Source organism: Bdellovibrio bacteriovorus (genome assembly GCF_001592735.1).
In the GTDB taxonomy this organism is placed as follows: domain Bacteria; phylum Bdellovibrionota; class Bdellovibrionia; order Bdellovibrionales; family Bdellovibrionaceae; genus Bdellovibrio; species Bdellovibrio bacteriovorus_D.
Map to the genome: position 1 here is coordinate 875,925 of NZ_LUKE01000001.1, position 15,632 is coordinate 891,556.

12 protein-coding genes are annotated in these 15,632 nt (G+C 46.0%); 5 read left to right on the forward strand and 7 right to left on the reverse strand.

Annotation, left to right across the window (positions count from 1 at the left end; translation table 11 throughout):
• The first annotated feature begins 52 nt into the window (after window positions 1–52).
• From AZI86_RS04175 to AZI86_RS04185, 3 genes are all read left to right on the forward strand, one after another.
• Complete coding sequence (locus AZI86_RS04175; protein ID WP_061833829.1) at window positions 53–1,255, forward strand: poly(A) polymerase; 1,203 nt, start codon at window positions 53–55, stop codon at window positions 1,253–1,255.
• Window positions 1,256–1,400: 145 nt separating this feature from the next.
• Window positions 1,401–2,195: a hypothetical protein gene (locus tag AZI86_RS04180; RefSeq protein ID WP_061833830.1), complete on the forward strand. Its 795-nt coding sequence runs from the start codon at window positions 1,401–1,403 to the stop codon at window positions 2,193–2,195.
• A gap of 94 nt (window positions 2,196–2,289) precedes the next feature.
• Entirely contained in the window at window positions 2,290–2,739 is a 450-nt protein-coding gene (locus AZI86_RS04185) for a hypothetical protein (protein WP_061833831.1), read from the forward strand.
• Window positions 2,740–2,741: 2 nt separating this feature from the next.
• Here AZI86_RS04185 and AZI86_RS04190 read toward each other — a convergent pair whose 3' ends face one another.
• From AZI86_RS04190 to AZI86_RS04215, 6 genes are all read right to left on the reverse strand, one after another.
• Window positions 2,742–4,799, reverse strand: coding sequence for a prolyl oligopeptidase family serine peptidase (locus AZI86_RS04190; protein WP_253715707.1), 2,058 nt, complete (start codon window positions 4,797–4,799; stop codon window positions 2,742–2,744).
• A gap of 108 nt (window positions 4,800–4,907) precedes the next feature.
• The gene (locus AZI86_RS04195; RefSeq protein ID WP_061833833.1) at window positions 4,908–5,708 is read right to left on the reverse strand and encodes a S1 family peptidase; all 801 of its coding nucleotides are present in this window, start codon (window positions 5,706–5,708) and stop codon (window positions 4,908–4,910) included.
• Between the two features lie 136 nt (window positions 5,709–5,844).
• Window positions 5,845–7,584 carry a gamma-glutamyltransferase gene (ggt, locus tag AZI86_RS04200; RefSeq protein ID WP_061833834.1) on the reverse strand — a complete coding sequence of 580 codons (1,740 nt, stop codon included), beginning with the start codon at window positions 7,582–7,584 and terminating at the stop codon, window positions 5,845–5,847.
• Between the two features lie 154 nt (window positions 7,585–7,738).
• Entirely contained in the window at window positions 7,739–8,800 is a 1,062-nt protein-coding gene (locus AZI86_RS04205; RefSeq protein ID WP_061833835.1) for a protein-glutamate methylesterase/protein-glutamine glutaminase, read from the reverse strand.
• 11 nt (window positions 8,801–8,811) lie between these two features.
• On the reverse strand, window positions 8,812–9,681 hold the full coding sequence (locus AZI86_RS04210) for a CheR family methyltransferase (RefSeq protein WP_061833836.1): 870 nt from the start codon (window positions 9,679–9,681) through the stop codon (window positions 8,812–8,814).
• The gene (locus AZI86_RS04215) at window positions 9,678–11,693 is read right to left on the reverse strand and encodes a chemotaxis protein CheA (RefSeq protein WP_061833837.1); all 2,016 of its coding nucleotides are present in this window, start codon (window positions 11,691–11,693) and stop codon (window positions 9,678–9,680) included. Before AZI86_RS04215 ends, AZI86_RS04210 begins: the two co-directional genes overlap by 4 nt.
• 283 nt (window positions 11,694–11,976) lie before the next feature.
• Here AZI86_RS04215 and AZI86_RS04220 point away from each other — a divergent pair, with 283 nt between their 5' ends.
• Complete coding sequence (locus AZI86_RS04220) at window positions 11,977–12,471, forward strand: chemotaxis protein CheW (protein WP_061833838.1); 495 nt, start codon at window positions 11,977–11,979, stop codon at window positions 12,469–12,471.
• Between the two features lie 74 nt (window positions 12,472–12,545).
• On the opposite strand, the gene AZI86_RS04225 is transcribed toward AZI86_RS04220, so the two are convergent.
• Window positions 12,546–14,579: a transketolase C-terminal domain-containing protein gene (locus tag AZI86_RS04225; protein ID WP_061833839.1), complete on the reverse strand. Its 2,034-nt coding sequence runs from the start codon at window positions 14,577–14,579 to the stop codon at window positions 12,546–12,548.
• 28 nt (window positions 14,580–14,607) lie between these two features.
• On the opposite strand from AZI86_RS04225, the gene add reads away from it, so the two are divergent.
• Complete coding sequence (gene add, locus AZI86_RS04230) at window positions 14,608–15,630, forward strand: adenosine deaminase (RefSeq protein WP_081111780.1); 1,023 nt, start codon at window positions 14,608–14,610, stop codon at window positions 15,628–15,630.
• The last annotated feature ends 2 nt before the right edge of the window (window positions 15,631–15,632 follow it).

A 15,632-nucleotide genomic window follows, 5' to 3' on the forward strand; every position in this document is an offset into this window, starting at 1 on the left:
TTTTATATTCCAAATTGAGTTTTGATGCAAAGGGATGTAGATTCAGGCTCTAATGACTTCGACAAAGACACCCCAGCTTCATGAAGACTGGATCGACTCCTACGCGTTAAGAATTGTTCGTAATCTGCAAGATTCCGGTTTTGAGACCTACCTTGTCGGTGGATGCGTTCGAGATTTGTTAGTAGGCATTCATCCCAAAGATTTTGATATCGCGACCAATGCATTGCCTAATCAGGTTCGCAAAAAAGTTCCTAATGCCTATGTCATTGGTCGTCGCTTCAAACTAGTTTTAGTCAAGCGGGGCGATACCCAATTTGAGGTCGCCACATTCCGCCGTGCCGTGAGTGCGGAAGAAATCAATGCCTTGGGTGATGACGCCGTGGAAGGCGACAATTATTTCGGTACGGTCGAAGAAGATGCCCAACGCCGCGATTTTACCTGCAATGCTTTGTTTTATGATCCCGTCAATCACAAGATGATCGATTATTGCGGAGGTCTGCAGGACGTGGAGAACCGTGTCTTGCGAATGATTGGTGAACCCAAGGCCCGTTTGATCGAAGATCCGATCCGTATTTTGCGTGCGATTCGCTTGTCTCATAAATTGCATTTTTCTATCGAATCTTCCATGCGTGCCGCGATTGCCGAATGCAGTCCCGAATTAAAAAAATCGGTTCTGCCCCGTCGTCGCGAAGAATGGCTTAAGTTTTTGCGCTTAGACGAACCTCATCGTGCGTTCATGGAGCTTTTTGATTTGCATATCATGGATCAGATTCTTCCGGGCTTGCACAATGTCTTTTCAGATCCCGTAAAAAGTGAAGTCTTTGAAATCCATCTTTCACGTTTAGAGGCGGCGGGCTTAGATAAAAAAGACCCCACCGAACTTTTTGCCGGCTTTATGATGGCCTTTATGAAAGCGCAATACGGTGAGGATCCTTGGAATCATGATGAGCTGGCCGAAGACCCACGCTTAGGCCAATTCATGCGTGAAGAGATCGGTATCTTTAAGCAAGAAAGTTTGATCTTTTTTAAAGCCCTGCACTTGATGCAAGGCTTGCATAAGATTGAAAACTACTCGCGCAAAGGCGAACGCCGCCAGGCCGCTTTTGTAAATGGGGATGCTTTTGCATTGGCGCTAAAACTTTCTCATTTAGATCTGTCTTTATCTGCGTCTCAACGTCATTTCTGGATTCAACAGATGGCGAAATACCATGGCCAACAAAACACCGCGGCGGCCTCTTCGGAAACCCAACACTAAAACGTCTCAAGCCTACACAACTGAGACGTTGAACTTCTAAGCGCTTTTTTGAAGTTCAACAAAGATTGTGAATAGATTCCAATACCTCACATCCTAGCGAGCACGAGAATTGCTTTAATCCTTTAGCAAAGGGAATGGGGTATGTATGAAAGCACGTTACTTAGTTCTTCTCATTTCGGGATTTACGATGGCGGTTCTGTTTCAGAACTGTCAGAAACAAGCCCTAAAAATTGATGATATGGGTCCCGCCTCTTTAAGTGTGGATGGCTTAGGCAACGAGGACCATCAGGACTATGGCAACCCTCCGGGCGTCAATAACCTTATTAATAGCTGCGCCGATGCGAAAGCTCGGGGCAAAATCCAAGTTAAAACTGTCCAGATCAATTTTGAAGACAACGTAGGTGAATGCCCTTTTGGATCCGGCGACAACTTATCCGCTAAAAATGAATATATCCGTGCTCGTGTCGAACAATCTCAAAAAGTACAAGTTCCCGCAGGAGCGACAGTTTGCCAAGTTAGCATGGATAACTTTGAGCAGCAGAACTTTCTTTATGACGACAACATCATCTTGACCTTAAATAGCTATGTCTTAGCTTCGACGACAAATTTTTCGCGTCATCTGCAAAGCTCAAATGGCTATTATAAATACGATTGGTCTCGATTAGTGGATAAAGATGCTCAAAACGGCGCGGTAGATTCTTCGCCCGCAAATCAATATTGCGCCGGTAAAAGCCAAGGCTTGTCTTCTTGCCTGTTTCCACAAACTGAAACTGTGGGCCGCGTGGAATTGCAATTCGATGAAAAAGTCGTTCAAAATATTCTTGGTATGACCAGCGCATCGGATATTACTCTCCATATGATTACGACGGGTGATAACGATTCAAAAACCGACTGCCATCACTCACCCGTGCGCTTGATGGTTCAGGTCGAGTACTTCTAAGATCTATTCAAAAAAAGAATAACATGAAACTGCATATGTATTTCATGTTATTCCCAGTTTGCGGTAAACCCCCTTCATACCAAACGGGGGTTTTATGAAAACGATTGTTAAAACAGCTATGGCTTTTTTTGTTTCCTTGGCCGCTTCAGCCGCTTTTGCTCGTGGCAATGCTGTGGAGGCTTGTACGCAGGACTCTTACGTTCAAGGGCGTATCGAAGAACACGTTCCCGTGAATGAACGTTTAGCCGTTTTCAATTCTAAAAATCAAGTTGTGGGGGCTTTTCATTTTGATCCAGAAGGTGGCGAAATTCACGCCCTTTACCTGTGTGGCGCTAATAGCGGTTACTACTATGCCGAAGGCAACGGCTTTGACGGCAGTGTTGTTTCACTTAACAACGACGAATACGATTCAGATTTTGACATGGATGAAGAAGATGGCAAAGCGGTTTTAAATATTTTCGCGATCTATTTCACAGGTGATCCGGAATACGCCGACTATGAGCCGTTTTCAGCCAAGCTTTATTTCAATATCCCGAAGCGCTAATCTTAGCGCTTCACCGGTCCGATTTTTTCCCACAGATAAGTCATCTGCAAAGTTTCCCAAAGAATACTTTGTTCCAGATTCGCATTGCGACCATGACCACCTTCCATGTTTTCATAATAAAAAACAGGATGACCTTGATCTTTCATCTTTGCAAACATCTTACGCGCATGCCCAGGATGAACGCGATCATCCTTGGTGCTGGTCAGGAAAAAGATCTCTGGGTATTTCACATCCGCTTTTACCCGCTGATACGGAGAGTATTTTAAAATCGCCGGCAACATTTTTGGATCTTCAGGATTTCCGTATTCATCCATCCAGCTCGCCCCGGCTAAAAGTTTATGGTAACGAACCATATCTAAAAGCGGCACTTCACACAAAACAGCGTTAAATAAATCCGGACGAAGCATGGCTGTCGCCCCCACTAACAAACCCCCGTTGGATCCGCCGTGAATACCTAGATGTTGCGGACTGGTGATGCCTCGTTTGATCAGATCTTCCGCAATCGCGATAAAGTCTTCATACACTTTATAACGATTTTCTTTTAATACCGAACGATGCCAGTGGGGACCAAACTCTCCGCCACCGCGAAGATTTGAAAGAATATAGACCCCGCCACGCTCGAGCCAAACCTTACCCAAAGTTGCACGATAAGAAGGTTGCATCGCGTGCTCAAAACCACCATAGCCGTAAAGCAGAGTGGGGTTTTTTCCGTCTTTTTTAAGATTCTTTTTGCTGACCATGAAGTACGGGATCATCGTGCCATCGGCACTTTTTGTTTCAAAACGTTCCACCGTCATGTCTTTGGAGTCAAAACGTCGCTTTGATTCCGTCAATAGCTGCATGTGATTTTTTTTATCCGCGGCATCCAACAAATAAACCGAAGCTGGTGTTAAAAAGTCCACATAACTAACCAGATACTTGTCACTTTCATCTTCCACCGAAGAAATCGCCGTCATGCCCGCTGATCCCACGATCACTTCAGACAGTTTCCACTGCCCGTTAGTATCGACATCGGCCTTTAAAACTTTCGCTACAATATTGTCGATGACCGAAATCAATAAGTGATTTTTGGTGCGCGAAACCCACTCCACAAATCTTTTATCCGTCGGAGCAAAAACAAGCTGGGCTTTGTCTAACGCTTTCGCACCGTCCTTCCATGAATCAAGAGGGATGGCCAAGACGCTGCCCGATTTAAATTTGCCTAAGTCTTCTTTGAGTTCAAAAAAAGTAAATCCTTTGAACAGCGTGTGCATACGCGCTGAACGGGGAAAAGGCGACGGAATCAAAGTTCCCGAAGCATCCAGATAGTGAGGTTGCCATTCGTAAAAGCTGATCGACTTGCCAAGAAAATGATAGGGTTTGCCTTCGTCCCAATCGACGACGCCATACGCACGCATGTCCGTTTTTTCTGCCCGCATCACTTCTTTGGCTGCACTTATTGGAGTTCCGCGTTTCCACATTTTTACGATCCGAGGATACCCGCTGTCGGTCATCGAACCAGGCCCGAAGTCCGACGCAAGATAAACGTAATCCTTATCGATCCAAGAGGCCATGCCTTTAGATTCAGGAACATTAAAGCCGTCTTTAACAAAAGTTCTGGTTTTTAAATCAAATTCGCGAATCACGGCGGCGTCTTTGCCTCCACGCGAGAGATAGATCAGAACGCGGTCATAAGAAGGCGTCAGATGAGAGCCGCCCGCCCACACCCAGTTTTCATTTTCGTCTTTTGCCAATTTATCGATGTCCAGGATGACATCCCATTCAGGCTTTCCGGACTTGAATTTTTCAATCGTCGTCTTACGCCAAAGACCACGCACGTGTTTTTCATCTTGCCAAAAATTATAAAGCTCACCGTTAACAAGTCTTAAGGCCGGCTGGCGATCTTTGGCTAAGATAATCTTACGAACCTCAGTTTCGATCGATTTAAAGTTGGGATCTTTTTTAAAATGCGCCAACGTCTTTTCGTTTTCCGCGCGTGCAAATGCAAGGGCTTTAGGCCCTTCCACTTCTTCTAACCACAAATATTGATCTTGTTCTAGATTTTGAGATGACGTGCTCATATTTTTAGACTGACATGCGATGAGCGACAAAGACAATAAAATTGGAACGTATTTAAGAATCATAACGCCGGACCTCGTTGTAAGAAGATCCAGCGTATTAGATTTGAACTATGGATTCAAGTAATTGACGGCTTGCTGGATCCAGTCTTGATAGGCATCCACACGCGTATAGATCGAATACATCATACATTTCGGCACAAGGGGCAATGGAATAGAATCCCCACGACTTGCCACACCCCAGACATACAATTGACCGTCTTGCACTAGATACGCCGGACCACCCGAATCGCCACTGCAGATTCCCTTGCGAAAAGTCTGAGCCAATTTAGTTTCGGTTGCTGAATATTGAGCTTCTTCAATTTCTAAGTTAGTCGCGCGCAAAACACCCGCGCCACGAGAAACACCGATAGTCCAATTTAGACCGTAACCCGCAACAAAAATCTCTCGACCATTATAAAGCTGCGCGCCATCCGTCAACAATTGCGCCGGTGTATAGTCTGACGGAACATCGCCTTCAAATTTCAAAATCGCGATATCGGCCATGTCTTGCGCTTTCATCTCTTTAGAGTAGTTAGCGTGAACCACACCGCCGATGACTTTGCGTTTGGCAGCATCATCTGCGCCTTGCATTTTATTAGTAAAATAGATTTTTAAGTTTTTTGCCTTGGGATCGACGCAGTGACCGGCCGTTAAGACCAGATTGTTCGGCAGCAGAGTTCCAGAACAGATATAGCCAATTTCACTTTCATAAATTCCCACCGTGCTTTTTGCTAGTGGCGAACCTACTTCAATTTCTTGTCCACCCACGACACCCGAACCTGGAGCGGTAATCTCTGACGTGTTTTTTTGGTTGGGAGTACAAGCCCCTAACACAAGAGCGGTGACCACAAGAGAAACATACATTTTCATTAAGACCTCACTTGATCGACGGGTTTTACACCCGCGATGCCCGTGAGGCCAGCCCGACTTCGACCAAACCTCCTTGACTGTATTTTATTCTCTTTGTGGGTGTCGAAAATCCTGACACCCTTATGATTTTTATAAGCTATTTTGCGATACTAGTCCCAATGTCACGCGGGTCCGCAACTCCACGAAAGGAATTTCCTTCTTTCGCCGTGGCCATCACGTTGCAGCCAATGGGTTGAATCTTTACTTCATAGCCCATTTTCTGAAGCTTTTCTAAAACGGCCGGTGCGGGGCCCGGAGGTTCCATCAATAAAACATCTGGCTGCCACTGATGATGGTAACGAACTGCCGAAACCGCGTCGTACAACGATGTTTTGAATTCGATATAATTTAAAATCGTCTGCGCAACACAGCTGATGATGCGTGTTCCGCCCGGACCACCGACAACCATTTCGGGTTTTCCATCTTTCATCAGAATTGTGGGCGACATACTGCTTAAGGGCGTTTTGCTAGGCGCAATCGAGTTGGGCTTTCCGCCAATCGCACCAAAAAGATTTGAACTTCCGACTTGGGCCGAAAAATCATCCATCTCGTTATTTAAAACTACGCCGGTTCCCGGGGCGACAACCCCAGCACCCATCCAACCATTGATGGTTTGCGTGGTGCTAACGGCATTCCCCTCAGCATCCATCAACGACAAATGAGTCGTTTCTGAAGACTCATATCCTGAAACATCACCGGCTTTGACCTCTACGGCCTTGCGCGCACGATCTGCAGGAACTTCGCTGCGACGCTTTTGGATATAGCTTGGATCCGTGAGTGCCTTCACCGGAACTTTTGTAAAATCCGGATCACCCAAATAAGTCGCACGATCGGCAAATGAGGACTGCAACGCTGACGCCGCCAAGTGAATTGATTTCACCGAATGGATTCCGCTTTTTGCCAGCTCATCTTTTTCTAAGAAATTTAAGAATTGGATCACGTGCACCCCCCCTGAACTTGGAGGCGGCATCGAGAACACTTCATAACCGTGATACTTGCCGGTGACGGGCTCTCTCCATTTAACCTGGTAATCATCCAAGTCTTTTTGAGAGATAATCCCACCGGTTTTTTTAGACAGGTCCACGATGGACTTGGCCACGGATCCGTTATAAAAACCATTTCGGCCCTTTTTTTCGATCAGCCTTAATGTTTTTGCTAAATCTTTTTGAATCAAAAGACTTCCCGGTGCCGGAACATCGCCGTTAGCCCCTAAGAAAATCTTTTTTGCCGCCGGATCTTTTAAAATCTGCGGAGCACGGTAAGTTAATGCCGCATGAAACTCTTCATAAATTGGAAAGCCTTCTTCGGCCAATTGAATCGCTGGCGCCATGACCTTTGATAAAGGTAACGATCCAAAGCGTTTATGAATTTCTAAAAGACCGGCGACCATTCCTGGAACCGCCACGGCCAAAATTCCGTTCTGTGATTTGCCGGTTTCGGCTTTTCCCTCTTTCCCAAGATACATGTTTTCGGTTGCCCTCAACGGCGCCCGCTCGCGGAAGTCAATCGCGTAAGTTTTGCCCGTCTTAGCTTCGTGGAACAGCATAAAACCGCCCCCACCAATACCCGAAGATTGAGGCCGCTCTACAGAAACAGTGAAAGACGCCGCCACCACCGCATCAATGATATTCCCTCCTTGAGCAAACATCTTTTCCGCCGCTTGCGAAGAAAAACGACCTTGTGTAGCAATAGCATACTGCTGACCCACAGCTTGTGCGGTCGCATGATCTGCACGCTCTTTACCCGAACGAACATAATGAGCCTTAGGCGCGCTTTGGCAGCTTGTTATGAATAAAAAAGAGACCAAATATATTTGAAAAGATTTGAAAGTTTTCATATTGGGTAGGCTATACCCAGAACCAAGGCTTGGTCAAAAAGGTTCGAGCGCAAGGCGGAGGGTTTTGGCTGCCACGAAGGCGTACTCAAAGTACGCCTTAGAGCAAGACAAGGCCCGACAACGCAGTCGATCGAGCCTTTTTCACCGAGCCGCCTTAAGCTGCGTTTCGTTGGTGAAGCTGATGCAACAAATCGCCCGCAATTTTGTCTAAAGGCAGCACCTTGTCTGCCGCCCCTAACGCCACCGCCGCAGCTGGCATGCCATACACCACGCAAGTTTCTTCATTTTGCGCCACTGTGTAAGCACCGGCGTTTTTCATCTCTAACAAACCCTCTGCGCCGTCTTTTCCCATTCCCGTTAAGACAACACCCAAGGCATTTTTACCGACGTATTTTGCAACCGACTTCATCATATAGTCTGCGGCCGGACGAACACTGTGTAACGTCGGCCCTTGATGAAGTTTTACGTGATAAAAGGCACCACTTCGATGAATTTCCATATGGTAGTTACCGGGGGCAATCAACACGCGTCCCGGGACAACCTGATCTCCCTCTGCTGCTTCTTTCACTTCAAAAGGAAACATTTTATTTAAATTATCGGCAAAAGACTTTGTGAAACCTGGAGGCATATGTTGCACCACCAAAGTTCCCGGAATATCCGCAGGCATTCCACTTAAGAACACCTTTAAAGCTTCTGTTCCGCCCGTTGAAGACGCCACCGCCAACAACTGATGCGTTGTTCTGGCTAATGAAGTCGGAGCAATTTTTTGCACCGGACCACCGGCTTGAACAATCTTTTTAACCGGATTGATACGAGCGCGAGCCACCGCACGCACTTTTTCAATAAACCCCGCAGCGAGTGATTCCAAACTTTGCGAAACGTCGATGGAAGGCTTTTCCATGATTTCAATCGCACCTGCTTCAAGCGCTCGCAAATAGGTTTCTGAACCTGTTTTAGCTAAGCTTGAAAAGATGATAGTTCTAGTTGGAAAGTGCTGCATGACTTTCTCAAGAAAGCTAATGCCATCCATACGCGGCATCTCGACATCCAAGGTCATAACATCTGGTTTTAAAGAAACCAGCTTATCACGAGCGATGTAGGGATCTTGCGCAGTACCGACGACTTCAATGTCCGGGGCAGAGCTAAAGATTTTCTCTAGCAACTTTCTAATCACCGCCGAATCGTCCACGATCAAAACGCGAATTTTTTGCGCCATACGGCTACCTCTTAAATTTTTTGGTAAACGGCTCTTGAAAGCGGTTTCAAATGAGTGTGTTTTACGTTTCCAGACTCAGAGTGACCTAAGACCAAATATCCGCCTGGAGCCAAACACGCCGTTAAGTTGTCGATGACCTTTTTAGTTGTCGCTTCGTCAAAATAAATCAAAACGTTGCGGCAGAAAATCACGTGAAACTGATGCTGAAATTCATATTTCGGTGTCATCAAGTTAAACGGAGCAAAGCGGATCATATTGTGAATCTGATCTTTCGCTCTCCAGAACTCTTCACCTTGAGCTTTCACTTTTTCGAAATACTTAGATCTTTGCGCGGGGGGCAGACCTTGCATTTCACGCTCTTCATAAGTACCAATCGAAGCCTTTTTAAGGACTTGAAGGTCAATATCGGTCGCCAATAATCGAGCCTTTTTGTATTGATCACCCAAAGCTTCACAGGCCGTCATCGCGATCGTGTAAGGCTCTTGGCCCGTACTGGCAGCACAACACCACAGGCGAATATCAGATCCAAACTTTTTACTTAACTCTGGCAAAGCACCAGTTAAGAAATCAAAGTGATTTGATTCGCGATAAAACGAAGTCATGTTCGTCGTAAGCGCCGAGATGAACTCGGAAGTCAGCTCTGCCCCGCCACGTTCGATCATCGCCCAGTACTCTTCATAAGACTTTAAAGAATGGCGACGCAAAAGCTTTACAATACGATTGCGAATCAAGGCATGATTTTTAGGGGTCAATGGAAGATCGACACCCGCAAGCGTGTACATGTGTTCCGCAAACTTGCCGAACATTTTGTCTGTGAGCTTAATATCCTCGAAATCATTGAGGGCACTTACGATATCACTTGTTTTTTTAGGGGCACTCATGCCGCGATCTCCCGTCCTTTGACAATACTATTAACTAAAGCGCCTGGATCTAGGATTAAGACGGTTTTACCGTCCCCCAAGATCGCCGCACCAGCAACTTCAGGGATGTCGTGACCTGTTGTAATTGACTTCACCACCACTTGCGCTTGACCCAAAACGTCGTCCACGGGGAACGCCATTTGACCCGTCATAGACTCAATAATCACCAGCATGGTTTCTTCACGACGCGCACTTAAAGAGTTTTCTTTTTTCTGCGCACGCTTTTGATCTTTTTCATTCAAAGTCCAGTTGATAGACCCCAAAGTCCGAGAGACATCGATCACGGGCAACAAAACACCGCGGATGTTGGCAACTTTACCCGCACCCGAAACATTCGTGTAATCTTTTGGTAAAACACGCACGATTTCACGAATAGAGTGAATTGGTAAGATGTAACGAGCTCCATCCAAAGCGACGATGATACCGTCAGTGATCGCCGTGCTTAAAGGAATAGTTAAACGGAACGTGGAACCTTGAGCTGGTTTAGAATAGATATTGATCTTACCGTTGATTTTATCCAAGTTGGATTTCACTACATCCAAACCCACACCTCGACCGGATAAGTCAGAAATCTTATCTGCCGTCGAAAATCCCGGTTGGAAAATGTATTGGAAAACTTGTTCATCGGGAATAGAAGCAGGGTCCACATTCTTAGGGACAAAACCTCTTTCGATAGCTTTGTTTAAAACCTTCTCGCGATTGATACCACCACCGTCATCCGTGATATCGATAATAACGTTACCACCGGATTGCTTCGCCGAAACGACAACTTTTGCCGTTGCCGGTTTACCGCGTTCTAAACGAACTTCTTTTTTCTCAACCCCGTGGTCCATCGAGTTACGCACCAAGTGAACCAAAGGGTCACCCAAAAGTTCAAATACGGTACGTTCCACCTCTGTCTCTTCACCGATCAATTGTAAATCTACTGGCTTATCCAGTTGTAAAGAGACGTCCCGAACGATACGTTGGATTTTTGTGAACGCCGATTTTAGCGGCGTCATGCGAATGCTCAATGTCTTTTCGTAAAGCTCGCGCACGGCTTTATCTAATTGATCAACGATGGCCTCAAGGCGAAGACTCTCTCCACTGCGCACCGTTTCGTCATGCACTAATTGATTTTTTAAAACAACAAGCTCACCCACTGCATCAAGAACGGAATCAACGCGACCCGTGTCGACTTTGATTGTGGAATTAAGCTGCCTATTAGGGGCTTTACCATTAGCACCACCATTACCGTTACCTTGGGCGGCAGAAGCATCTTCAACTACCTTCAATGCCGGAGCAGGTTTTACCGCCGCTTGCGGAGCCGGCGCGGGAGTTGGAGCTGGTGTAGGCGCCGGAGCCGCTGCCACGACAGGAGGCGGAGTGTGTGCCTCCTTCGCATGGAACTCGGCCTGATCTTCAGGAGATAACTGAGCTAAAAGTTCAGCTAATAATTCATGATTCGTATGATCTTCACCTTCAGGTGCTGGAGAGAAGAAGTCATCGGGAGCAGCGATTTTTACTTCTTCATCCGCCGGGGCTGAGGCCACAGGTTCAGCGTCTGTCACTGAATGGTGTTTAGATTTCTTGCCGGAAAGTTCTTCGCGGATCACGATCAATTGATTCACTAGCTCTTTAGGATCCCAGTGCCCAGATTGACCTTGCTGTAAAAACGCGACACGGTTTTTTAACTCATCACCGGATTTTAAAAGCAAAGAAATAACGTTTGAATTTACTAAATGAGGTTGGGAACGTAAAAGATCTAACAGATCTTCCATCACATGAGCGAACTTACAAAGATCCGCTAAACCTACCGCTGCGGCTCCCCCTTTTACCGAGTGGGCTACGCGGAAAATATCGGTTAAATCGCGAGCGGGATCTGTGCTGTTTTCCAGCTTCATCATATATTCTTCATACTGCTCAAGCATGAAAGCGGACTCATTCAAAAAGTCCATCTGTAGTTCTTCAAAAAAGGCGTTGTCACCGCTCATCGGAGTGCTCCATAACTAAATAGAATCAATTTAGAAAATTTCCTAACGCTTCTTTATCGGTCCTTGTTTGAAATTTCTGTTTAACTCTAAAGTCTAGAACCCTTCACATGCTGATGTTTTAATCTTCTTCCTGAATCGCCCTCAGCTTAACTAGACTATCGTCTCACGCTGATACGGGGATATTAATTTTCTGTAGAACTCCTTAAAACCTCTCAAGTCCAGGGGGTATTTTCTCGAAGAGTTGCTTGTAAGATTTTTTTCACAAGAGTCGAAAGGTGAGACAATGAGCGACGTTACTAAAGCAAAACCAGGGCAATACTTAACTTTTCAATTGATGGCCGAACAATACGGTGTCGCTATTGAAACAGTTCGCGAAATCAATCAGTTCGGCGAGATCACACCGGTACCTCGCACACCGGACTATGTAAAAGGTGTGATGAATCTTCGCGGCAAGATCATTCCAGTAGTCAACTTACGTATTAAGTTTGGCATGGATTCACAAGACACTACTCGTGACACTTGCATCATCGTTATCGACACTGAAATCGGTCAAGTAGGTATGATCGTGGATTCAGTTAAAGAGGTCGTGGACCTTCAAGAATCACAAATCGAGCCGTCTCCAGTTCTAGGCAACGAAAACGCGATGTCGTTCGTTCGCGGCATGGGCAAAGTAGACAATAAAGTTGTGATTTTGGTTGATATCGTATCAGCGTTCTCTGCGGATCAGATGGGCCAAATGGCTCATTTCTCTCACACCCCTGAAAAAGCAGCGGCGTAAGAAAATCTTAAGAATTAAAAATAAAAAAGCCCACGTGAATTCCGTGGGCTTTTTCTTTTTGATTTCCTTAAAATCTACCAAGCGCCGCTTTTTTGGAAAAAGCTGCCGGCAGTTTCCACAATCGCCGAAGCGTCGACTTTATGTTTTCTATAAAGGTCTTGAGCCGTATAAGCACTTTGACCAAACTCCCCGTGAACCCCAAGGCTTTTCACTTTAACTGCGACATCAGCTTGTAAAAGGGCATGCGCTAGCATTTGACCAAAGCCCCCGATCACTTGATGATCATCCGCCGTGATGAGACGGCCCTCGGTCTTTTCAATCGCCGTCTTAAATGTGGCTAGATCAAAATGGTTTACGCATGGTGAATTGATAACCACAACCCCCAGTCCTTTTGCTTCAAGGTCTTGAGCCGCTTGCAAGGCCTGCGGAACCAAAGATCCCGTCGTCGCAATCGTCACTGATTTCGCTTTGTCCTTCACCGTATCACGCAAGACTTGGGCTTTTTTCAAATCATAACCCGCTGGCGAAATGTAGGATTTCGGAAAGTTCTCACGACCCAGAAAGAAAACAGAAGAATTTGGAACACGACCCGCTTTTCTTTCTTTCGCGAAGTTTTCAATCGCGGCTGTAACCAGCGCATCTGCTTCTTCGCTGCATGAAAGACAGTAAACATCCAAGTGAGGAATCGAAGACGTCATCGCCAAGTAACTTAAAGCTTGGTGAGAAGCCCCGTCCGCTGCATCTTGAAATCCGGTGTGTGAAAAGATGGCGATGATCGGTGCTTCAGATAAAGAACCCATCGTTAACGGCAGAGCGCCCTTGGTCACACCAAACTGTGCGAATGTATCCACCACCGGGATATAACCTAATTTTGACAATCCACCCGCCGTTGAAACCATATTGCTTTCAGCAATCCCTACGTCGACAGAGTCATTCGGGAATTCTTTGCGGAAACCAGCCACCCCGGTTGACCCCGGAAGATCCGAAGTCACACTGATGACGGGTAAACCCGCTTTCCGCGCACGAACCATCGCGGCCGAAACGCCGATTTGAATTTTTTCGCCCGTGTCTTTCACGGCCTTCGCTTTTAAATCTGCTTCGTGCTTAACGAGCTCCTCAATCCATCCTGTGTAAAGAGCTTCTAATGCAACACCATTATTGATTTCACCAAGGAACGCCGCCAATTCAGAAGGACTTTTCAACGGGAAGCCATGCCCCCCCGAAGCCGACTCCGCCGTTTTTTTCGTGCCGATCCCTTTGACCGTGCGTGCGTGAATCACAACTGGCGCCTTCGGATTGGCCTTAGCCATCTCGACCGCTTGAGCAATCGTATCAAATGACTTTTGCAAATCATTGCCTTCAGTCAAAGTGATCACATTCCAACCCAAATCTTTTAAAGAATTAAAAGTTGGAGTCATCGAAAAAGATTCTGCATCAATACGACCTGACAGTTTCGTATTATTATCACTGATGATTAAAACATAAGGGCCCATTTTGCCGTTTTTTGCAAAACCCGGAATGGCCGCAAAAGCTTCTTTCGCCTCCCCTTCCATACAAGCTCCATCAGAAATCGTGGTGATCGTAACACGATTTTTTCCTGACAAAGCCTCACCCATCGCCAAACCTTGAGTTTGCGGAAACGCGGAACCCAAAGGACCGTTAGAAATAAACACGCCTTCTGGGAACAGATGAACTTCGCCGTGTCCAGTCAGACCTGACTCTATCGAACGGAATTTTTTTAAGGATTCAATCGTCAAGCCGGCCATGCCGTAATTCGCTTTTAAAGCATAAAGACCGTTTTCACAGTGTCCCGCATCGTTCACGATATGAAACATGTCATACCACTGTTTATTTTCGCGAGCCGAAGCATCAAAAACATACCCATGAAGTGCCGACCACAATTCTGCTAAAGCCGCTGGCCCGCCATAGTGAGCCGCCGCCCCGCCCAGAACGGCGTTCATATTCATCAAAGACACCAATGAGCGCGTGGCATTCGGATCGGCGACCGCAATTTGTCGTCCGTCTTTGGTTTTGACATGAGTTTTGAATTGAGGTTCCTTGGTAGGGTTCCCCGCGAGTTTTGTTTTGATTTGGATGGGTTCTGTCATAGGATAAGTTCTACTCTGGAGACTCTAAATGGAAAAGCTTTATTCTCACAATATACGCGAGCTGCCGAAGGTTGAATTGCATCGCCACTTGGACTGCTCAGTGCGTTGGAGTACTTTGATTGAATTAGCCCCTCAAGTTGGCATAGACTTAGAGTCTTCTTTTCAAGCGCAAAGAGCCCAATTTTTGGTCACCGAGCCGATGCGGGACCTTGAATCCGTTCTAAAGAAATTCCTGAATGCCCAAAAAGTTTTAGCCAGCGAAGAGATCCTTTCGCGCATTGCCTATGAAGCTTGTGAGGACGCGTTTAACGACGGAATCCGTTTAATTGAATTTCGCTATGCCCCCACTTTCATCAATGAGGGCCATACTGAACTTAGTTTTGAAAAAATCCATAATGCCCTTAACAAAGGCATCGAACGCGCCAAAAAAGCCTTCCCCATGGCAGTGGGCCTCATTTGCATTATTCAGCGAGTAAAATCCTATGAGCTTGCCACCAAGGTTGTCGACTTTGCTATCGATCACAAGGACAGCTTCATCGCTTTAGATTTAGCCGATAACGAGGAAGGCTTTGATCCAAAACCTTTTGGTCCCTTATTTCAAAAAGCGAAAAAAGCGGGCTTACATATCACCATTCATTCCGGAGAAACGCCGCAACCGCAGTCCGCGCAATGGGTGAAAGACAGTATCGAAATTTTAGGCGCGGAACGCATCGGTCACGGTATTCAAATCATTAACAACAAAGATGTTTTAAATTTCGTGAAGGATAGAAAAATCCCGCTGGAAGTTTGCCCAATCAGCAACTATTTGACCCAAAGTTTTCCTACCTATGAATCGCATCCGATCAAAGAGTTGATCAATCAAGGTGTTTTAGTGACAGTCAATTCAGATGACCCGGGGGTTTTCGCCACGACGTTGAGCGATGATTACGAAGTTCTTCATCACGTGCATGGCTTCACCGTAAAAGATTTTAAGCGCTGCAATCAAATCGCTTACGAATACAGTTTCATTCCTGAAAAAGATAAACTGCCATTTAAAAAAGACTTTTTTTAAAT